The sequence below is a fragment of the Pseudidiomarina fusca genome, from assembly GCF_032227045.1.
Lineage (GTDB): Bacteria > Pseudomonadota > Gammaproteobacteria > Enterobacterales > Alteromonadaceae > Pseudidiomarina > Pseudidiomarina fusca.
Genome location: NZ_JANFPJ010000006.1, coordinates 198,990 through 219,531, shown reverse-complemented (window position 1 = coordinate 219,531; position 20,542 = coordinate 198,990). Strand labels below are relative to the sequence as shown.

The 20,542-nt window shown below is 50.5% G+C and carries 17 protein-coding genes and 4 tRNA genes; 18 read left to right on the top strand and 3 right to left on the bottom strand.

The annotated features are described in order from the left end of the window. Positions 1-31 precede the first annotated feature (31 nt). Positions 32-763 (bottom strand): carboxy-S-adenosyl-L-methionine synthase CmoA, encoded by a 732-nt coding sequence (cmoA, locus tag NOG12_RS04395; protein ID WP_313932503.1) that lies wholly within the window; start codon positions 761-763, stop codon positions 32-34. A 159-nt stretch (positions 764-922) separates the two neighbouring features. Between cmoA and aspS the strand changes: the two genes are divergently transcribed. The 18 genes from aspS (at position 923) to NOG12_RS04305 (ending at position 18,506) form a co-directional block, all read left to right on the top strand. After that, positions 923-2,686, top strand: coding sequence for an aspartate--tRNA ligase (aspS, locus tag NOG12_RS04390; RefSeq protein ID WP_313932502.1), 1,764 nt, complete (start codon positions 923-925; stop codon positions 2,684-2,686). 31 nt (positions 2,687-2,717) lie between these two features. Next, positions 2,718-3,236 carry a crossover junction endodeoxyribonuclease RuvC gene (gene ruvC, locus NOG12_RS04385; protein ID WP_313932501.1) on the top strand — a complete coding sequence of 173 codons (519 nt, stop codon included), beginning with the start codon at positions 2,718-2,720 and terminating at the stop codon, positions 3,234-3,236. Next, positions 3,233-3,853, top strand: coding sequence for a Holliday junction branch migration protein RuvA (gene ruvA, locus NOG12_RS04380; RefSeq protein ID WP_110074916.1), 621 nt, complete (start codon positions 3,233-3,235; stop codon positions 3,851-3,853). The genes ruvC and ruvA overlap by 4 nt, the downstream gene beginning before the upstream one ends. Before the next feature lie 104 nt (positions 3,854-3,957). Then, on the top strand, positions 3,958-4,974 hold the full coding sequence (gene ruvB, locus NOG12_RS04375; protein WP_153825999.1) for a Holliday junction branch migration DNA helicase RuvB: 1,017 nt from the start codon (positions 3,958-3,960) through the stop codon (positions 4,972-4,974). Between the two features lie 405 nt (positions 4,975-5,379). Beyond that, on the top strand, positions 5,380-5,802 hold the full coding sequence (ybgC, locus tag NOG12_RS04370) for a tol-pal system-associated acyl-CoA thioesterase (protein ID WP_313932500.1): 423 nt from the start codon (positions 5,380-5,382) through the stop codon (positions 5,800-5,802). Continuing rightward, positions 5,792-6,493 carry a protein TolQ gene (tolQ, locus tag NOG12_RS04365; RefSeq protein WP_313932499.1) on the top strand — a complete coding sequence of 234 codons (702 nt, stop codon included), beginning with the start codon at positions 5,792-5,794 and terminating at the stop codon, positions 6,491-6,493. The genes ybgC and tolQ overlap by 11 nt, the downstream gene beginning before the upstream one ends. After that, positions 6,490-6,939: a protein TolR gene (gene tolR, locus NOG12_RS04360; protein ID WP_110074912.1), complete on the top strand. Its 450-nt coding sequence runs from the start codon at positions 6,490-6,492 to the stop codon at positions 6,937-6,939. The genes tolQ and tolR overlap by 4 nt, the downstream gene beginning before the upstream one ends. Before the next feature lies 1 nt (position 6,940). After that, positions 6,941-7,975, top strand: coding sequence for a cell envelope integrity protein TolA (tolA, locus tag NOG12_RS04355; protein ID WP_110074911.1), 1,035 nt, complete (start codon positions 6,941-6,943; stop codon positions 7,973-7,975). 72 nt (positions 7,976-8,047) lie between these two features. Continuing rightward, entirely contained in the window at positions 8,048-9,358 is a 1,311-nt protein-coding gene (tolB, locus tag NOG12_RS04350; protein WP_369744178.1) for a Tol-Pal system beta propeller repeat protein TolB, read from the top strand. A 52-nt stretch (positions 9,359-9,410) separates the two neighbouring features. Beyond that, positions 9,411-9,956, top strand: coding sequence for a peptidoglycan-associated lipoprotein Pal (pal, locus tag NOG12_RS04345; protein WP_313932498.1), 546 nt, complete (start codon positions 9,411-9,413; stop codon positions 9,954-9,956). Positions 9,957-9,985: 29 nt separating this feature from the next. Beyond that, positions 9,986-10,726, top strand: a complete 741-nt coding sequence (ybgF, locus tag NOG12_RS04340; protein ID WP_313932497.1) for a tol-pal system protein YbgF — start codon at positions 9,986-9,988, stop codon at positions 10,724-10,726. A gap of 139 nt (positions 10,727-10,865) precedes the next feature. Beyond that, a tRNA-Lys gene (locus tag NOG12_RS04335) sits at positions 10,866-10,941 on the top strand. Between the two features lie 30 nt (positions 10,942-10,971). Continuing rightward, positions 10,972-11,047: transfer RNA gene (locus NOG12_RS04330), tRNA-Lys, on the top strand. Positions 11,048-11,077: 30 nt separating this feature from the next. Next, positions 11,078-11,153, top strand: a tRNA-Lys gene (locus tag NOG12_RS04325). 30 nt (positions 11,154-11,183) lie between these two features. Further along, positions 11,184-11,259 (top strand) — tRNA-Lys (locus NOG12_RS04320). A gap of 66 nt (positions 11,260-11,325) precedes the next feature. Continuing rightward, positions 11,326-12,372 carry a quinolinate synthase NadA gene (gene nadA, locus NOG12_RS04315; protein ID WP_110074907.1) on the top strand — a complete coding sequence of 349 codons (1,047 nt, stop codon included), beginning with the start codon at positions 11,326-11,328 and terminating at the stop codon, positions 12,370-12,372. A 246-nt stretch (positions 12,373-12,618) separates the two neighbouring features. Next, complete coding sequence (gltB, locus tag NOG12_RS04310; RefSeq protein ID WP_313932496.1) at positions 12,619-17,082, top strand: glutamate synthase large subunit; 4,464 nt, start codon at positions 12,619-12,621, stop codon at positions 17,080-17,082. Beyond that, positions 17,082-18,506, top strand: a complete 1,425-nt coding sequence (locus tag NOG12_RS04305) for an FAD-dependent oxidoreductase (RefSeq protein WP_313932495.1) — start codon at positions 17,082-17,084, stop codon at positions 18,504-18,506. The genes gltB and NOG12_RS04305 overlap by 1 nt, the downstream gene beginning before the upstream one ends. Here NOG12_RS04305 and NOG12_RS04300 read toward each other — a convergent pair. After that, positions 18,503-19,333, bottom strand: coding sequence for an SDR family oxidoreductase (locus NOG12_RS04300; RefSeq protein WP_313932494.1), 831 nt, complete (start codon positions 19,331-19,333; stop codon positions 18,503-18,505). The two genes, NOG12_RS04305 and NOG12_RS04300, sit on opposite strands and share 4 nt — an antisense overlap. Further along, positions 19,333-20,112 carry a ZIP family metal transporter gene (locus NOG12_RS04295; protein ID WP_110074903.1) on the bottom strand — a complete coding sequence of 260 codons (780 nt, stop codon included), beginning with the start codon at positions 20,110-20,112 and terminating at the stop codon, positions 19,333-19,335. The genes NOG12_RS04300 and NOG12_RS04295 overlap by 1 nt, the downstream gene beginning before the upstream one ends. Between the last annotated feature and the right edge of the window lie 430 nt (positions 20,113-20,542).

The following is a 20,542-nucleotide window of genomic DNA, read 5'->3' as shown; positions in this document are numbered from 1 at the left end:
TATCCCTTGAGCGTAGGTTAAGCGGCGGTGACTATTTAACAGCAATCAGTGCGGCAAAATTGTAACACTGAAACCACACTTGCGATTGGCTAAAGCCAACCTGCTGTAATCGCTGATGGTGAGTTTCTAAGGTATCAATGCGCATCACATTTTCGATGGCCGCACGTTTTTGTGCTATTTCGAGTTCACTGTAGCCGTTGGCGCGTTTAAATTCATGGTGAATATCTACCAACAGCTCGTTCATGCTGGGGCTATTGCTGCGAAATTTTTCACTGAGTAACAGCGCTCCGCCCGGTTTCAGGCTGTCATAGATGCGCTGTAACAAAGGCTGGCGCTGCTCTGGTGGCACGAACTGTAGGGTAAAGTTCATGGTGACGACCGAGGCATCCGACAACTCACTGTCGAGAATATCTTCACAGCGAATGCTGACCGGAACCGTGCTACGATAGCCTTGTAAATGCAGCTGGCAGCGTTCAACCATAGCGCTGGAGTTATCAATACCAATAATCTGCACTTGCTCTAAGTGGCTTACGTGCTGGCGCATGGCTAAGGTTGCCGCACCTAACGAACAGCCCAAATCGTAAAGGTTACTATGGCTTTGGGCGAAACGTTTGGTTAACTGGCCAATACCTTGCAGAATACTTTGATAGCCAGGTACCGAACGGTTAATCATGTCTGGAAACACTTCAACCACGTTTTGGTCGAAGACAAAATCACTGACTTGCGGTAAAGGTTCGGCAAAGATGGCGTCTTTTTTGCTCATGCTGATAACTCGGGCTGGCGTTTAACATGGCCGCTATTTTAGCGCATGCAGGTGCTAAACTAAATTTTTTCTCAAAAGCGGGCTAGTTGCTGACAATCAGCGCCAGTCCGTTATAATGTGCAGCTTTGTAATTTCTTAATTTGTGGTAGGGACAAACCCATGCGTAGCCATTATTGTGGACAGCTAGAAACAAGCTTAGTAGACCAACCTGTAACCCTTTGTGGATGGGTCAATAAACGCCGTGATTTAGGCGGTTTGATTTTTATCGATATGCGTGACCGCACGGGCTTAGTGCAAGTGGTGTTTGACCCGGATCAACAAGCGCTGTTTGAAACTGCGAATAAGCTTCGGCAAGAGTTTTGTATTCGTTTAACCGGCACGGTGCGGGCGCGTCCTGACAGCCAAATCAATAGATCAATGGCCACGGGTGCGGTAGAAGTGATGGCTACTGAACTGGAAATCATCAGCCGAGCAGAGCCACTGCCGATTGATTTTAACCAGCAGGTAAGCGAAGAGCAGCGCTTACGCTATCGTTATCTCGACTTACGCCGTCCGAACATGAGCCACAACTTACAATTTCGGGCTAAAGTGACCAGTGCTGTGCGCCGCTTTTTAGACGATAACGGCTTTTTGGATATAGAAACACCTATGCTAACTCGTGCTACGCCTGAGGGCGCGCGCGATTATTTGGTGCCGAGCCGTACTCACAAAGGTAAATTCTTTGCGCTGCCACAATCCCCGCAGCTGTTTAAGCAACTGCTGATGATGTCGGGTTTTGACCGCTACTATCAAATCGTGAAATGTTTCCGCGATGAAGATTTGCGTGCCGACCGTCAGCCTGAATTTACCCAAATTGATATTGAAACCTCGTTCATGAGCGCCGACCAGGTGATGGCGGTTACCGAGCAGATGGTACGCGGCTTATTCCAGCAGATGTTGGATGTGGATTTAGGTGAGTTTCCACGGATGACCTGGCATGAAGCGATGCGTCGCTTTGGTAGCGACAAGCCTGATCTGCGTAACCCGCTGGAGTTGGTTGATGTTGCTGATGTGCTGCAAGAGGTTGAATTTAAAGTGTTCTCTGGCCCAGCTAATGATCCTAAAGGGCGCGTGGCTGCGTTAAAAGTGCCCGGTAAAGCAGATGCTATCTCACGTAAAGCCATTGATGAATACACCAACTTCGTGGGTATTTATGGAGCTAAAGGCTTAGCTTGGATGAAGATTAACGACCTAGCGGCCGGCCGTGAAGGCGTGCAGTCACCGGTATTGAAGTTTATTCCTGATGCAGCTTTAACAGCAATTTTGGAGCGTACCGCAGCAGCCAATGGCGATATTATTTTCTTTGGTGCGGACAAAGCGAGCGTGGTGGCTGAAGCCATGGGCGCATTACGCTTAAAAGTAGGCCAAGACTTTGAGTTGGTGAGTGATGAGTGGCGCCCGTTATGGGTGGTTGACTTCCCCATGTTTGAAGAAGCCGATGGACGCCTTTATGCGATTCATCATCCTTTTACTGCGCCAGTGAATGTCACCGCAGAAGAACTCAAAGCAAATCCAGAAGCGGCGCTGTCTAATGCCTACGATATGGTGTTGAATGGCGTTGAAGTAGGTGGCGGCTCGGTGCGTATTCATAACAATGATATGCAGCAAGCGGCGTTCGAAATCTTAGGCATTGGTAAAGCTGAAGCACAAGAAAAATTTGGCTTTTTACTCGAGGCACTTAAGTACGGTACGCCACCCCATGCGGGCTTAGCCTTTGGTTTGGACCGCTTGGTGATGTTGATGGTGGGCGCAAGCTCCATTCGTGAAGTGATTGCCTTTCCGAAAACGACCACCGCGGCTTGTGTGCTCACTGATGCCCCAGGTGTCGCTAACCCGGAAGCCTTGGCAGAGTTACATGTTGCTGTTACGGTAAAGGACAGCTAAGTTAACGTCAGACAAGTCACAGGAGCGAATCATGGCGATTATTCTGGGCATTGACCCGGGGTCTCGGTTAACGGGATATGGCCTGATTCGCCAATCTGGGCAACGGGTAAGCTATTTAGGTAGCGGCTGCATTAATGTGATGCGCAGTCTCAAAAGTAACAGCGAACCTTGTTTGGCGGATAAATTAAAGGTGATTCATGATGGCGTCTGTGAGCTGATTACTCAGTTTCAGCCGACCGAGTTCGCCATTGAACAAGTGTTTATGGCACGCAACCCTGATTCAGCCTTAAAACTTGGCCAAGCCCGTGGCGCTGCAATAGTCGCGGCAGCTTGTGCCGGCTTACCTGTGGCTGAATATGCCGCGCGTTTAGTCAAGCAGGCGGTGGTGGGTACTGGCGCCGCTGATAAAGCGCAAGTACAGCACATGGTGATGGCCATGCTGAAGCTAACCCATAAGCCGCAAGCCGATGCTGCGGATGCTCTAGCCGTGGCCTTATGCCATGCTCACACCCGCACCCAACTCATTTTAACCGCAAGGGGACGTGCGTGATTGGACAATTAACGGGTACCTTAATAGCTAAGCACCCACCGGAAATTTTGTTAGACGTGAACGGCGTTGGCTATGAAGTACAACTGCCGATGACCTGCTTTTACGAACTGCCAGAACTGGGCGAACGAGTAACCTTGATCACGCATTTTGTGGTGCGTGAAGATGCCCAATTATTGTATGGTTTTAATACTTTTGCCGAGCGCATGTTATTTCGTCAGTTGATTAAAGCCCAAGGCGTAGGCCCGAAGCTGGCCCTAACTATTATGTCGGGCATGACTGCGCATCAGTTTGTGCATGCCGTAACCCACGATGACGTTACCAGCTTAGTGAAGCTACCAGGGGTGGGCCGTAAAACGGCGGAGCGCTTGGTAGTAGAAATGCGCGACCGGCTGAAAAACTGGGGTTCAACCACTCCGGCTACGGATGCAGCGCCCATTGATTTTGGTGACTTGACCCCAACCATAAGTGCGGATTCACCTCGTGATGATGCCCTGAACGCCTTGCTGGCGCTGGGTTACAAGCTTGCGCAAGCGGAGAAAGCGGTAGCCGCGGCACTGAAAGCGGAACCCCAAGCGTCGAGCGAGCAGCTGATTCGGTTTGCGTTGAAGAATATGTAGGGAAGAGCAAGAGCGATATTAGCTGTTAGATATTAGATATTAGCTGTTGGATATTGGGTGAGAGCAAGAGCAAGAGCCGCGAACAACGAGGATGAGTGAGTAGGATGATTGAGCCAGACCGGATAAACCAGCCCCATGCTATTGCCGAAGACGAGGTTGTGGATCGTGCGATACGGCCCAAGCAGTTAGCTGATTACACCGGGCAAAAGCATGTTGTTGAGCAAATGGAGATCTTTATTCAGGCGGCCAAACAACGCTCTGAAGCCCTTGATCATGTGCTTATTTTTGGCCCGCCAGGCTTGGGCAAAACAACCCTTGCGAATATTGTCGCGAACGAACTAAACGTAAATATCCGGCAAACTTCCGGTCCGGTACTAGAAAAGGCCGGTGATCTTGCGGCATTGTTAACCAACCTGGAAGAACACGATGTGTTGTTTATTGATGAAATTCATCGCTTGAGCCCGGTGGTTGAAGAGATTTTGTACCCAGCGATGGAAGATTATCAGTTGGACATCATGATTGGCGAAGGGCCTGCTGCACGGTCTATCAAGTTAGATTTGCCGCCCTTTACCTTGATTGGAGCCACAACGCGAGCTGGCGCTTTAACCTCACCCTTGCGTGATCGGTTTGGGATTGTGCAGCGCTTGGAGTTTTACAACGTTGAAGAGCTTACTAGTATTATTAAGCGCTCAGCGAGTTACCTGAATTTACAGTTAGAGCCGCTTGGCGCGTTAGAAATTGCACGTCGTTCGCGCGGTACGCCACGGATAGCTAATCGCTTGTTACGGCGAGTACGCGATTTCGCTGAGGTTAAAAATAACGGCCATATTGATCAAGCCACGGCTGCTGCTGCCTTAGCTATGGTTGATGTGGACGAAGCCGGTTTTGACTACATGGACAAGAAATTACTGCTGGCGATTATTGAGAAGTTCATGGGTGGCCCGGTGGGGCTCGAGAATTTAGCCGCAGCTATTGGTGAAGAGAAAGATACGATTGAAGATGTGCTGGAGCCCTATTTGATTCAGCAGGGGTATTTGCAGCGCACGCCGCGCGGACGAGTGGCAACTTTAAATGCCTATCGCCATTTCGGACTGGATAAAGAAGGGCAAGAACGCGGTTAGCTATTGGATATTGGAAGGGCAAGAGCGCCGTTAGCTATTGGATATTAGATATTGGAAGGGCAAGAGCGCGGTTAGCTAATAGCATATTTGTTGTTACCAAAAAAAAGCCCGCTCAGGGAGCGGGCAAAATACAGAACAACAAGGAAGTTAAATCCAGGGAACAATAACAGGAAGAAGTGACAACCGGTCTCTTCGTATCTGGTATATGCTGTGCATTATAAAGAGGCTGGACCAGTTTTCAAACGAGAAAAATTGTGCTTCGCATTACTTTTACTAATATCAAATATTTAATGATGCTTAAAAATTAGGCTTGGTAAAATTGGTAAGACCAAAAATATCGTTTATAAATAGCATCTTAGTGATTTTTGGTCATATTCTAATGATAAAAAAATTTTTGGTGTGAAATTGAACAAATCAACATTTCAATGGCCCATTCGTGTTTATTATGAAGACACAGATGCTGGCGGTATCGTTTATTATGCGAATTATCTCAAATTTCTTGAGCGGGCCCGTACAGAATGGTTACGCTCGCTAGGAATTGAGCAGGACACTTGGTTGGCTCATCGGGTTGGCTTTGTGGTGCGGCAGGTGCAGATGGATTTGTTGCGGCCGGCTAAATTTAATGATGAACTGATAGTGACGGTTAAGGTCGAACGCCTAGGTCGGGCATCGATTGTGTGTCACCAGCAAGTTATGCTGCAAGATGGTACGGTATTATGTGAGGCTGTGATTAAAGCGGCCTGTGTTCATTTGGGTGAGGCTGGTACTGACGTTCGTGCGGTGCCTATGCCTGCTGAAATAATTGAGGTATTAAAACGTGCAAGCTGAATTGTCTATCACCGCATTAATTTTAGAAGCCAGTATAGTGGTGCAGTTGGTTATGCTCTTACTGCTGGCGTTTTCGGTGGTTGGCTGGATGATGATATTTCAGCGCCGCAATGTACTGAAAGCCGCTAGCGCCGAAGCTTTGGCGTTTGAAGACAGGTTTTGGTCTGGCGTTGATTTAGCGCGGTTATTCCAAGAAGTGACAGCGAAAGCACAAAACGCCGGTGGCATGGAAAAATTATTTCATGCGGGCTTTAAGGAGTTTGCGCGGTTACGCAATAATCCGGCGGTAGGACAGCAGCAAATGTTGGAGGCTTCGTATCGCGCCATGCGGGTGGTGCACTCGCGTGAAGTGGATAACATGGAGCAGAATTTGAGTTGGTTGGCGACCATAGGTTCGATCAGCCCTTATGTGGGCTTGTTTGGTACCGTGTGGGGGATCATGAACGCATTTATCGGCCTGGGTGCGGTGCAGCAGGCGACCTTGGCGATGGTTGCGCCAGGTATCGCGGAAGCTTTGATTGCCACTGCGATGGGTTTGTTTGCGGCGATTCCAGCGGTGATTGCGTACAACCGTTATACTTATCAAGTGGAAAAGATTGATAACCAGTATTTGAATTTTATGGATGAATTGTTGGCTATTTTACAACGGCAAACGGCTCAATCTGCAGCTAAAGCAGGTGCGCCGGCATGATGAGCGTGGTGCGTAAGCGGCGTAAGCCGGTGGCCGAGATCAACGTGGTGCCCTACATCGATGTGATGTTGGTGCTGTTGATTATTTTTATGGTTACGGCACCGTTGATCAGTCAAGGGGTGAAAGTCGATTTGCCCAAGGCCTCAGCGGAGCCGCTTGATCCTGAGAGTGAGCCACCGATTGTGGCATCAGTGGATCAGCAGGGGCGTTATTTTCTGAGTACCCATCCGGAGCCGAATACACCGCTCGAGGTGGTGGATTTAGCGGTGATGGTTGCAGCCGAGTTGCGCATCAGCCCGGAACGTCCGGTGGTGGTTAAAGGAGATGGCGCTGTCAGCTATAATCAGGTGATTCAGTTGATGGTATTGTTGCAGAAAGCTGGTGTGAGTCAGGTTGGTTTGATGACCGATAGTTCGTTGGCTGAAACGGCGGGGGCAGGGCGATAGCATGAGTGACATCAAGCCATCGCAAGATGGTGCCAAAGGTACTTCAGCTAAGTCAACGTCAGCTGCTAAAGCCACGGCTACGCAAGCAGGAGCACGGCTGCCAGCAAAAGGCAGCGAGCTAGGTAAGCCTTTGCTGTGGTCGGTGTTAGTGCATGTGGGCGTTGTAGGTGTGTTAGCAGCGGGGATGGTGTTTCAACCCCAGCTGCCAAACACGCCCATGCAGGTGCAATTGTCGGATCCTAATCTGAGCCCAGATGAAGAAATACCGGCGCCGGATGATTTTGAGGCGGTACAGGCCGTAGCGGTAGATCAAGCCGCGGTAGAACGGCAAGTGCAGGCGATTAATGAGCGTAAGCAAGCGCAAGCGGCGGCGGAGCAGCAGCGCCAAGCAGAATTAGAACGCCGAGCGGAAGCTGCAAGAAAGGCGCGCGAACGTGAGCTACGTGAGTTGCGTGAATTAGAAGCCAAGCAAGAAGCGGAGCGACGTAAGTTAGCTGAAGAGCGAACCAAAGCACAACAAGAAAAGGCAGCGGCCGAGAAAGCGGCAGCAGACGCAGAAGCCCGTCGTAAACGCGAAGAAGCGGCAGCGGCAAAGGCTGAGCAAGAGCGTAAAGAACGAGAAGCTGAAGCGAAGCGATTAGAGCAGGAACGGCTAGAGCGTGAGCGCGAAGCAAAAGAGCGTGCTGAACGCGAACGGCAGTTGCAAGAACGGTTAGCGGCTGAGGCAGCCGAACGTGCTAAGGCACGCCAAGCGCAGATGCAAAGCGAGATTCAGCGCTTTACGGCGTTGATAACCGGGGCTATTCAGCGCAACTGGATCGTGGATGATTCGATGCGTGGTAAAGAATGTCAGCTAACCATTAGCTTGGCTCCGAGTGGCTTTGTTAAATCGGTGGACCAAGGCGTTGGCGATGAGCGGGTGTGTCAATCAGCTCGGACTGCGGTGCTAAAAGCTGGTACACTGCCGGTATCGAAAGATCCTGAAGTGTATAAGCAGATGGAAACCATTAAATTGACGGTTAGACCTAATTTGTAACACTAACGTGTAGTTGAAGAGCTTATGATGAAAAAACTGTTTGCCTGTGTTTTGACAGCGGCGTTAAGCCTGATGGTATTGACGAATTCGGCCCGAGCGGCGCTCGAAATCGTGATTACTGAAGGTATTGATAGTGCCCGGCCGATTGCGGTGGTGCCGTTTGCCTGGAAGGGCGATGGTCCGAAGCCAGAAGGATTAACCGAGGTGGTGGCTGCCGATTTAATGCGCAGCGGCAAGTTTAATCCGATTCCAGTAGCAGCAATGCCACAACGACCTAGTTCGTCGGCTGAGATTGATTATGCTGCGTGGGCTGCGCTGGGTGTCGAGGCCGTGTTGGTGGGGACGATTGAGCCTTATGCCGTAGACCGTTACACGGTTTCGTTTGAAATCGTCGATGTGTTGCGCGGCCAAATCACCAGCGGCACGCAAGTGCTGCGCAATGGGCAGCTGGTTAACTCGCAAGATCATATTCTCGATGCACGCAGCAGTGTGATTGACCGCAATCAGTTTCGGCAGTACTCGCACCGCATCTCTGATGTGTTTTACGAGACTTTAACGGGGCAAAAGGGTGCATTTATGACTCGTATTGCTTATGTTACGGTGAACTATAAGCTGGATAAGCCTTACGAGTTAGTGGTAGCAGACTACGATGGTTTCAATGAAAAGGTGCTGCTACGTAGCCCTGAACCCTTGATGTCGCCGTCTTGGTCTCCTGATGGTAATAAATTAGCTTATGTGAGTTTTGAGAATAAAAAGCCACAGATTTTTATTCAGGATATCTATACCCGTAGTCGTGAACAAATTACTGATTATAGAGGCATTAACAGTCGGCCAGTATTCTCGCCCGATGGTAAGCAGTTGGCGATGGTGTTGTCGAAAGATGGCAATCCAGAATTGTATACCATGGAGCTGGCAACGAAGAAATTGAAGCGAGTTACGAATCATCATGCCATCGATACTGAGCCAAATTGGTCGCCGGATGGTAACTCGCTGATTTTTACCTCAGAAAGGGGTGGAAGACCGCAGCTTTATAGCGTAAATTTAAGTTCAGGACAGGTTCGTCGCTTAACTTTTGAAGGTGAGCAAAATTTAGGTGGAACCTATACGCCAGATGGAACGCAAGTGATTATGGTAAACCGCACGCAGGGGAATTATCATATTGCGCGGCAGGATTATCCGAACGGCAATATGCAAGTGTTAACGCAGACAGCCTTGGATGAATCGCCGAGCTTGGCACCGAATGGAAGTATGGTGATTTACAGCACCACCCATAACAACCAACAAGTACTAGCGTTGGTGTCTTTGGATGGGCGCTTTAAGGCACGGTTACCGGCTCGTGAAGGTGAAGTTAAATCGCCCTCATGGTCACCATTTTTAAGATAGTTTTACACACACATACACAGACAGATTTCATTTGATCGAAAGGAACGCGGATATGAACGCAAATAAAGCCCTGAAGAGTTTGTTCATTGCAGTACCTATGTTGGCATTGGCTGCTTGTAGCTCTAACCAAGCTGCTGAAGAAGCAGTAGATCAACAAACCAATCAACAGCAACAGGGTCAAGGCTCTGGTTCTGGTTCTGGCGTTGATGTTGGTGGCATTGAGCGCCCGAAAACGCCTGAAGAGATTCGTGCTGAAAAAGTAGCTGAATTACGTCAAGCAAACACTGTATTCTTTGCCTTTGATGATTCACGCATCAGCTCTGAGTACGCGCAAGTGTTAGCAGCTCATGCGGACTTCTTGGTTCAGAACCCAGCGGTCTCTGTTACTGTAGAAGGTCATTGTGACGAGCGTGGCACCCCAGAGTACAACATTGCTCTCGGTGAGCGTCGTGCCAAAGCGGTTGCTCAGTATCTGCAAAACTTAGGCGTAAGCTCAAGCCAAATCAACACTGTGTCTTACGGTGAAGAAAAGCCTCTGATCAAAGCGTCTAACGACGATGCTTATGCTAAAAACCGTCGTGGCGTATTAGTTTACTAAGTTAGTTACTTTAACCAACGGTTAAGCCAATGCAAAAAACATTACTGGTATTGGCCTTACTGATTCCCGGCGTTCTGCATGCGCAGGCGCCGGTATCTAAGTTAGGCAGCGGTTCAGTAGAAGAGCGTTTGGCGCAGCTTGAACGAGTGATGGATGCTCGTAATGCGGCGCAAATGGCGTTGCTGGACCAGATGGGGCAGTTGCAAGACGAGGTCGCAAATCTTCGCGGTACCACTGAAGAGCATGCCTACCAAATTGAGCAGATTTTGCAGCGTCAACGTGAAATCTATCAAGAAATCGATCGTCGTTTGGCGACTAATCCACAGCCACTTCCGGTTGCTAGTGATACTAATGCCATAGCAAATTCTGGGGCGTCTGCTAGCTATTCAACTAACCTCAGCGAAAACGAAGCCTATGAGCAAGCCATTCAGTTGGTGTTGCGAGATAAGCGTTACGATGCTGCGGTGCCAGCGTTCAATGCTTTTATCGAGAGTTTTCCGCAATCAAGCTATGTCCCCAACGCGCATTATTGGTTAGGGCAGTTACTCTTTGCTGAAAGCAATTATGACCAAGCTAAAGTGCATTTTGCGACCGTCATGAATGACTTCAAAGATAGTAACAAGCGCGGCGATTGTATTTTGAAATTGGGCATTATTGCGCAACAGCAAGATGATACAGGTACTGCTCGCCAGTATTACAACCAAGTCATGCAAGAGTATCCAAGTAGCACCGAAGCTGGTTTGGCCAAGAAACGTCTCGATAATTTGTAAGTATTCTGTAGAAAATTCGGGAAAACGTTCGCAATTTGAGCAAACAGACCCGATTGATGCAATTTACAGTTGCAACGAGCGGCTTTTTCAGTAAACTATGCCGCCGTTGCCACTGATAAGTGTGCAGCACGACAGTGAAGGGTTGTTAGCTCAGTTGGTAGAGCAGTTGACTTTTAATCAATTGGTCGCAGGTTCGAATCCTGCACAACCCACCAATCACCGTCACCCTTTCAAAGTTCTAGAGTGGGTTGTTAGCTCAGTTGGTAGAGCAGTTGACTTTTAATCAATTGGTCGCAGGTTCGAATCCTGCACAACCCACCAATCACCGTCACCCTTTCAAAGTTCTAGAGTGGGTTGTTAGCTCAGTTGGTAGAGCAGTTGACTTTTAATCAATTGGTCGCAGGTTCGAATCCTGCACAACCCACCAATCACCGTCACCCTTTCAAAGTTCTAGAGTGGGTTGTTAGCTCAGTTGGTAGAGCAGTTGACTTTTAATCAATTGGTCGCAGGTTCGAATCCTGCACAACCCACCACTATTTTCCCCCAGTCTGTTTTAGTCTATACTACCGCAACTTTTATTCATGTATTGAAGTGGTACCATGAGCATAACTGCAGAAATTCAAGCACGTGTCATTGATCAGTTGGATTATCCGTTTCCAGCCAAACCCAAACCGTTAAACGATGCTGAGAAAGCAGCGTACACTGCCCGTATTAAAGAATTATTACGTGAGCAGAATGCGGTGTTGGTAGCACATTATTACACCGACCCAGAAATCCAAGCTTTAGCCGAAGCAACCGGCGGCTGTGTGGCTGACTCGCTAGAAATGGCGCGATTTGGTGCGCAACATGAAGCCGATACGCTGATTGTGGCTGGAGTAAAGTTTATGGGCGAAACCGCGAAGATCCTGACGCCTAACAAACGTGTGTTGATGCCTACCTTAGAGGCCACCTGTTCGTTAGACCTCGGCTGTCCCATCGACGAGTTTTCTAAGTTCTGTGATGAGCATCCGGACCGTACCGTGGTAGTCTATGCCAACACTTCGGCGGCAGTTAAAGCGCGCGCTGACTGGGTTGTTACCTCAAGTATTGCACTAGAAGTTGTGGACCACTTAGATGCTAACGGTGAAAAAATTCTGTGGGGCCCTGATAAACACTTAGGTGCTTACATTCAGAAGCAAACGGGTGCTGACATGCTGATGTGGCAGGGTGCTTGTATTGTCCATGATGAATTTAAGACGAAGAGCTTGGAAGATCTCAAACGGGTGTATCCAGAGGCTGCCATTTTGGTGCATCCAGAATCGCCCGCGGCCATCGTTGATCTAGCTGATGCTGTAGGCTCAACCTCACAGCTTATTAAAGCTAGCCAAGAACTGCCGAACGAGACCTTCATCGTCGCCACCGATCGCGGTATTTTCTATAAAATGCAGCAGTTGTCGCCACACAAGCACTTTATTGAAGCTCCTACGGCTGGCAATGGTGCTACCTGCCGGAGCTGTGCGCATTGTCCATGGATGGCAATGAATGGCTTGGTAGCTATCACGGAAGCCCTTGAAAAGGGCGGCGCTGCCCATGAGATTCATGTGGATGCGGCACTCGCTGAACGCGCACTTCGCCCCCTCAATCGCATGCTCCAGTTCAAAGGCTAATCATGATTCGTTGTTCGTTACTCGTACCATTACAGCCGAGTAACGAACACCCCCCACTAATATCTAATATCCAATAACCAACAGCGCTCTTGCTCCCCCACTAATATCTAATAGCTAATAGCTAATAGCTAACAGCGCTCTTGCTCTTCAATACCAATATTCATTCATCAATATAACGGATATATTTGCCATCAAGCCAATAGCTGCCTATGTTGAATTGTTAGCTATCACAATGAGGCAGGTAGTATGGCTTTTTATTCTCATGACGATGTTCGTGATAACTGTGGTTTTGGGTTGATTGCACAAATTGATGGTAAACCTAGCCACGATTTGGTCACTCGGGCGATTACCGGGTTGGCCAATATGCAGCACCGCGGCGGGATTAACGCCGACGGTAAAACGGGCGATGGTTGTGGCTTGTTGCTGCAATTGCCGGAGCAATTTTTTCGTGACTATGCAGCGCAGCAAGGCTGGCACCTGAGCAAAAAGTTTGCGGTGGGCATGGTATTTTTAAGTGTCGATGAGCAGCAGGCAGCAACACAAAAAAGTGTGCTAGAAAGAGAGTTGGCACAAGAAACACTTACCGTTGAAGGTTGGCGCGAAGTGCCCGTTGATGCTGATATTTTAGGCGAGTTAGCGCAACAAACGCGACCACAGATTGCCCAAGTTATCGTCAGTGCTCCACCGGGTTGGCGTAAAAAAGATTTAGAGCGGCGGTTGTTTATGGCCCGGCGGCGGGCTGAGAATCGATTAGCCGGCAATAGCGATTTTTATGTGTGTTCGTTGTCTTGTTTAGTGATTGTCTACAAAGGCTTGATGCTAGCCAAAGACCTTGCCCATTTTTATCTGGATTTAGCGAATCCGGCGTTAACCACGTCGAACTGTGTTTTTCACCAACGTTTTTCTACCAATACGCAGCCACAATGGCGGTTGGCGCAACCTTTCAGATTTTTAGCGCATAATGGTGAGATTAATGCCATTCGTGGCAATCGTCAGTGGGCGGCAGCACGCCAGTACAAGTTTCACTCGCCACTGTTACCTGATTTGCAGCAGGCGGCGCCGTTTGTGAATAGCGAGGGTTCTGACTCGTCAGCGCTAGATAACATGCTGGAGTTGTTATTGGCCGGGGGCATGGATTTGTTTCGGGCGCTGCGTTTATTGATTCCGCCGGCTTGGCAGGGCGATCCGACCATGGATGACGCCTTACGAGCGTTTTACGAGTTTAACTCGATGCACATGGAGCCGTGGGATGGGCCGGCCGGTATTGTGATGAGTAATGGGCGGCATGTGGCTTGTAGTTTAGATCGGAATGGGCTACGTCCGGCCCGTTTTATTTTGACCGATACCGGCGTGCTTACCATCGCTTCTGAAGTAGGGATCTGGGACTACGATGAAGCTACCGTGATTGAAAAGGGACGCTTAGGCCCGGGCCAAATGCTGGCGGTAGATACTTACAATGGTCGAATTTGGCGTAGCGCTGAAATCGACCAAGATTTGCAGGCTCGTCATCCTTATCAAGATTGGTTAACCAGTCATGTGCGAATCTTGCAACCGTTTCGTGAGTGCGCGGCTGAGTTATTAGGGCAGCGTTTATTTGATGATGCGCAGATGTTGGTGTATCACAAGTTGTTTTTGTACAACCGTGAGGAACTGCAGCAAGTACTGGCAGTGTTAGCCAGTGATGGCCATGAGGCTACGGGTTCGATGGGTGACGACACTCCAATTGCGGTACTTTCAGCCCATCAGCGTTCATTGTACGATTATTTTCGGCAGCAGTTTGCGCAGGTCACCAACCCACCTATCGACCCTATTCGCGAACGTCATGTGATGAGTTTGGCTACCTGTTTAGGGCGTGAGCAAAATGTCTTTAGTGAGACGTCAGGTTATGCCGAGCGTGTGGTGATTGAGTCACCGGTGTTGATGTATACCGATGTGAAGCAATTACGCCAGTTACCTGCAGAAGGCTACAAGTTAGCCAAGCTAAGTTTACAGTTTTCTGCACAGCAGGACAATTTAGAGCAAGCACTGACGCGTTTGTGTCAAGAAGCCGTACGTCTGGTACGAGAGGAGCAGGTGGTACTGTTGCTGCTAAGCGACCGTGATATCGACCGCAACCTATTAACCATCCCCGCGGCATTGGCCGTGGGTGCCGTGCAGCAAGCGCTAGTGCGCGAAAACCTACGCTGTGATTCAAATATTTTGGTGGAAACCGCATCGGTGCGCGATGCTCATCACATGGCGGTGTTGATTGGGTTGGGTGCGACTGCGGTGTATCCGTTCTTAGCCTATGAAAGTATTGAACAATTAGTAGAACAAGGGGTGGTTAAGGAAGAGGTGCGTACCGCCCTGACGAATTATCGCGAGGGCATCAACAAGGGCTTGCTCAAGATCATGTCGAAAATGGGCATTGCCACCGTTGCCAGTTACCGCGGTGCTTGTTTGTTTGAGGTGGTGGGATTAGCCGATGGGGTGCGCCAACGTTGCTTTGCTCATGCGCCTGCCCGCATTGGTGGTGCTGAGTTTAGTGATTTGCAGCTGCAGCTTGAACAGGTTCGCCAGCGAGCCTGGTTAGCGCATCAACCGTTACCCGCAGGAGGCCTGTTAAAGTACGTGCATGGGGGTGAATACCATGCCTATAACCCGGATGTGGTGACCAGCTTGCAACAGGCGGTAAAGACGGGTGATAGTGCAGCCTATCAGCGCTTTGCAGATCATGTTAACCAGCGTCCGATTGCCTTTATTCGTGATTTATTGCAACCCCAGCCGGTTGCCAAACCATTACCTTTAGCCGAAGTAGAACCAGCAACTGCTTTGTTTCATCGCTTTGATAGCGCCGCCATGTCGATTGGCGCGCTTAGCCCCGAAGCCCACGAGGCTTTGGCTGAGGGGATGAATAGCATCGGTGGACATTCAAATTCAGGTGAAGGCGGGGAAGATCCGCGCCGCTTTGGTACCCCTAAAAACTCACGGATTAAGCAAATTGCTTCAGGCAGATTTGGGGTGACGCCGCATTACTTGGTGAATGCTGATGTGCTGCAAATCAAAATTGCGCAAGGAGCAAAACCTGGTGAGGGCGGACAACTGCCCGGTGAAAAGGTATCTGCGGAGATCGCACGGCTTAGATACGCAGTGCCGGGCACGACGCTGATCTCACCGCCACCGCATCATGATATTTATTCGATTGAAGATTTGGCCCAGCTGATTTTTGATTTAAAGCAGGTGAATCCTCAGGCTTTAATTAGTGTGAAATTAGTATCGTCGCCGGGCATTGGCACCATAGCTACTGGGGTGGCGAAAGCCTACGCCGATTTGATCACCGTATCTGGTTACGATGGCGGCACCGGCGCAAGCCCTTTAACCTCAGTGAAGCACGCCGGTTCGCCGTGGGAGTTAGGCTTAGCTGAAGTGCAGCAAGCCCTAGTAAGTAATAACTTACGCCACAAAGTACGAGTACAAGTAGATGGCGGCTTAAAGACAGGTTTAGACGTCATCAAAGCGGCGATTTTAGGTGCCGAAAGTTTTGGCTTTGGCACCGCGCCTATGGTGGCGTTAGGCTGTAAGTATCTGCGTATCTGCCATTTGAACAACTGTGCGACTGGGGTGGCAACCCAAGACGAAACCTTGCGTCGCGAGCATTTTAGTGGCCTACCGGAGCGGGTGGCGCAGTACTTTACCTTTGTGGCTGAAGAAGTACGTTATTGGTTAGCCCAATTAGGCGTAGCGCAGTTAACGGATCTTATTGGCCGGGTGGATTTATTGGAACGCGTGACTGGAACCACTGCCATGCAGCAACGGTTAGATGTGTCGGGGCTATTAGCCGCAGCAGGTACAGATAATGGACTGCCTCGTCATTGTACCGAGCGCAACCCGGCCGCTGACCAAGGCCAGCTTAATCAGCAGTTGTTGAGCTTAACCAAATCTGCTATCGCCGCCGGTAGTGGCGGCCATTGGCACCTGCCGGTACGTAACTACGATCGTGCCGTAGGGGCTGCCGTAGCAGGGCAAATCGCGCGCAAATACGGCAATCAAGGGATGGCTGGTGCGCCTATCACCATTACTCTTGAGGGTTCGGTCGGGCAGAGTTTTGGCGCCTTTAATGCTGGCGGCTTGCGGCTTGAACTTACCGGTGATGCCAACGACTATGTCGGCAAAGGCATGGCTGGAGGGCGGTTGGTGATAAAACCGCCACGAGTGGCAACATACGCAAGTAATCAGGCCATTATCATGGGGAACACCTGCTTGTATGGGGCTACTGGCGGCAAGTTGTTTGCCGCCGGCTGTGCCGGTGAGCGCTTTGCGGTGCGTAACTCAGGCGCAACGGCCGTGGTAGAAGGCATCGGTGACCATGGCTGCGAATACATGACTGGCGGTATTGTGGTGGTGTTAGGCCGCACTGGCATTAACTTTGGTGCTGGGATGACCGGCGGCTTTGCTTATGTGTGGGACCAAGATGGCCAGTTTAAAGCGCGGCTTAATCGTGAATTAGTAGAGCCTTGCGCAGTAGATTCGCCGATGTTGCAGGAGCATCTGCGAGGGCTCATTCATGAACACTATGAACGCACCGGCAGCGAACACGCACACCAGTTACTGCGGCGCTTAGAGCAGCATTTTAGTGAGTTTGTGATGGTGAAGCCGAAAGCCGCAGACTTAGCTGATTTGGTCGGGCATCGAGCCCGATCGACCGCTGAATTGCGCGTGGAGGTGATGTAATGAACAAGAATATTTATCAGTTTTTGGATGTTCAGCGCATCGATCCGCCGAAAAAATCTGTCCGCGAACGGCAAATTGAGTTCGTGGAAATCTATGAACCTATGGCTGAGCATCAGGTGAGTGGTCAAGCCGATCGTTGTTTAGATTGTGGTAATCCTTACTGTGAATGGCAGTGCCCGGTGCATAATTATATTCCGCAATGGTTAGAGCTAGCACAGCAGGGGCGTATCTTTGAAGCTGCTGAGTTATGTCATCAAACCAATAGTTTACCGGAAGTTTGTGGGCGTGTGTGTCCACAAGATCGGCTCTGTGAAGGCGCTTGCACGCTGAATGATGAGTTTGGTGCGGTGACCATAGGTAGCATTGAAAAGTACATCACCGATACCGCCTTTGCACAAGGCTGGCGCCCAGACCTATCGCAGGTACAGAAGCTTGATAAGCGGGTGGCAGTGATTGGGGCCGGACCGGCTGGGTTAGCTTGTGCGGATGTGTTGGTGCGCAACGGCGTCAGTCCGGTTGTGTTTGACCGCTATCCTGAGATTGGTGGCTTACTCACGTATGGGATCCCACCTTTTAAGTTAGAAAAATCGGTGATGCAGTTACGGCGCGAAATTTTTACCGAGATGGGCATTGAGTTTCGCTTAAATACCGATATTGGTAGCGATGTGCAGTTCAGTGAGCTGTTACAACAATTTGATGCGGTATTTGTGGCGCTTGGCACCTATCAAGCCCTCGACGGTAAGCTCTCAGGATTGGATGCAGAAGGTGTGCATCATGCCTTGCCGTACTTGATAGGGAATACGCAACGGTTGTTGGAGCACGCCCCGATGCCGGCCTATCCTTGGTTAAATTTGCAGGGCCAGCGCGTGGTGGTGTTAGGCGGCGGTGATACGGCGATGGATTGTGTGCGGACTGCTGTGCGCCAACAGGCGGCTAGCGTGACCTGCGCCTATCGGCGCGACGAGCAAAATATGCCAGGTTCGCGGCGCGAGGTGCAAAATGCTCGAGAAGAAGGGGTGGTGTTTGAGTTTAACTTGCAACCGTTAGCGATTGAAACCGATGCGAATGGCAAGGTGAGCGGGGTGCGGATGGTGCGCACGCAACTCGGTGCGCCCGATGCGCAAGGCCGACGTCGCCCCGAAGTGGTGGCAGACTCAGAATTTGTCTTGGCAGCAGATGCCGTGGTGATTGCGTTTGGCTATCAGCCTAATCCGCCTAGTTGGCTTACTGAGCAAGGCGTAGAATTGACGGATTGGGGCACGGTTGCAACTCAAGAACAGCAAACCTACGCCTTGCAGACCAGTCATCCGCAGATTTTCGCTGGCGGTGACATGGTGCTGGGGGCCGATTTGGTGGTGACCGCAATAGCCCAAGGGCGCAAGGCTGCCTTGGGCATTTGTGATTGGCTACAACGGGCCGATTAGCGCTCGGATCTGCTAGCTAATTCAGGGTGTAACAGCTGATAGCCGGTTGCCAATAGCCGTTGATTGCTTAAGCGCTTGCTACCGCGGGCGCCGACTTTATCGCTACGCGGCAGCTCGGTAATAGCAACCCCGAGTTGTGCGGCGATGCGAGCATAGGCATCTTGCTGTAACAGCGGTTGACTATCGGTGACCAAGTAGACGTCTTCGCAATGTTCAGGATGAGCCAATAAGTGGCCAATAAAACCAGCCACGTCGTCACTGTGAATGCGGTTGGTCCAGGTAGGAGAAATAACCGCTGTTCCCGCTTGAATTTGCTGGCGCAGGCGCTCCCGACCGGGGCCATAAATGCCTGAACAGCGCAACACACTTACCGTAGCAGCGCTGCCTTGAATCACTCGCTCGGCTTGCAGCAGCATCTCGCCACTATCGCTGGTTGGCTCGGTAGCGCTTTCTTCATCGACCCACTCGCCATGGGTTTGGCCGTAAACGCCGGTGCTAGACACATACAAGACACGAGGCGGCTCGGCCAATTGATTAAAGACCTGCTGTAAATGCCGACATGGCACCACGTAGGCTTGATGGTAGCCATCACGCGAGTAATCACTTGGTGTTAGGGTGATCACTACGGCTGCCACCGGTTCATCAAACAAGGCTTTAAGTTCAGTTTCGTTGTTGGCACTGGCTGCTACTAATTCTACCCCCGCCGGCGCGGTTTTGCGTTCGGGTTGTCGGCAGACGCCAACGACCTGCCAGCCTTGCTTAACTAATAAAGGTGCGGTGCGTTGGGCGATATCGCCATAACCTATCCAAAGTAATCTCGGCTTCACTATACGGCTCCTAACCAAACGTCTAAAAATAGCATCAGTACCAAGCCTATCATTAAGCCACTGGTGGCGCGCTGATGATGGCCATGGCGGTGTGTTTCTGGGATGATTTCGTGACTGATTACAAACAACATGGCCCCGGCGGCAAAGACTAAGCCCCAAGGGAGTAACAACTGTGACAAGTTTACAAAGATGCCGCCAACCAGGCCGCCGAGAGGCTCAATAAGGCCGGTTAAAGAGGCTACTACAAAGGCTTTGAGGCGGCTGTAGCCCACCGCCAAAAGGCCAACTGCAACCGCTAAGCCTTCGGGTAGGTTTTGCAGGCCAATCCCTAATGCGAGCGAAAAGGCGCGCTCTTGGTCTCCACTACCGTAGCCAACGCCAACGGCGAGGCCTTCGGGGAAATTGTGAATAGCAATGGCAAAAACGAATAGCCAGATACCTGCTACTTTGTCGCTATCACGGCCTTCGGGGCCACTTACAAAGTGTTCATGGGGTAACAGTCGGTCAAGCAGAGCAATCGCTAGTGCTCCCATTAAAATACCAACCACAGCAATGGTAGCCGGCCAAGGACCAGGACCATAGATTTCGGTGGATATATCAATGGAGGGTATTATCAAAGAGAAAAAAGAAGCGGCTAACATGACCCCGGCGGCAAAGCCAAGCAAGGTGTCATTAAAGGCTGCGGAGGGTTGTTTACCAATCAGAATGGGCAGTGCCCCGATCGCCGTAAGGCCGCCAGTTAGGGTACTGGCTACTAAGGCCATCCAAATCAATTCCATCGGCTCGCTGACTCCTACGATGCGATAACTTATTGACTAGTATACGCCATCTGCGGGGTTGCGCTAGTAGACAAAAAACCGCCACAAGGGCGGTTATTTTGTATCTGGCTTCGATCGAGGGATACACTCGGGCCATCCATGGCCCTCGCCCTGCGGGCAGCGCTGGCGCGCTGTGCCAAACGGCTATCCTGCCGTTTGGTCGAACCCGTAGGCTTCTCATCAAAGCCGCTCTCTCCTTCACATACAAAAAAACCGCCACAAGGGCGGTTGTTTTGTATCTGGCTTCGATCGAGGGATACACTCGGGCCATCCATGGCCCTCGCCCTGCGGGCAGCGCTGGCGCGCTGTGCCAAACGGCTATCCTGCCGTTTGGTCGAACCCGTAGGCTTCTCATCAAAGCCGCTCTCTCCTTCACATACAAAAAAACCGC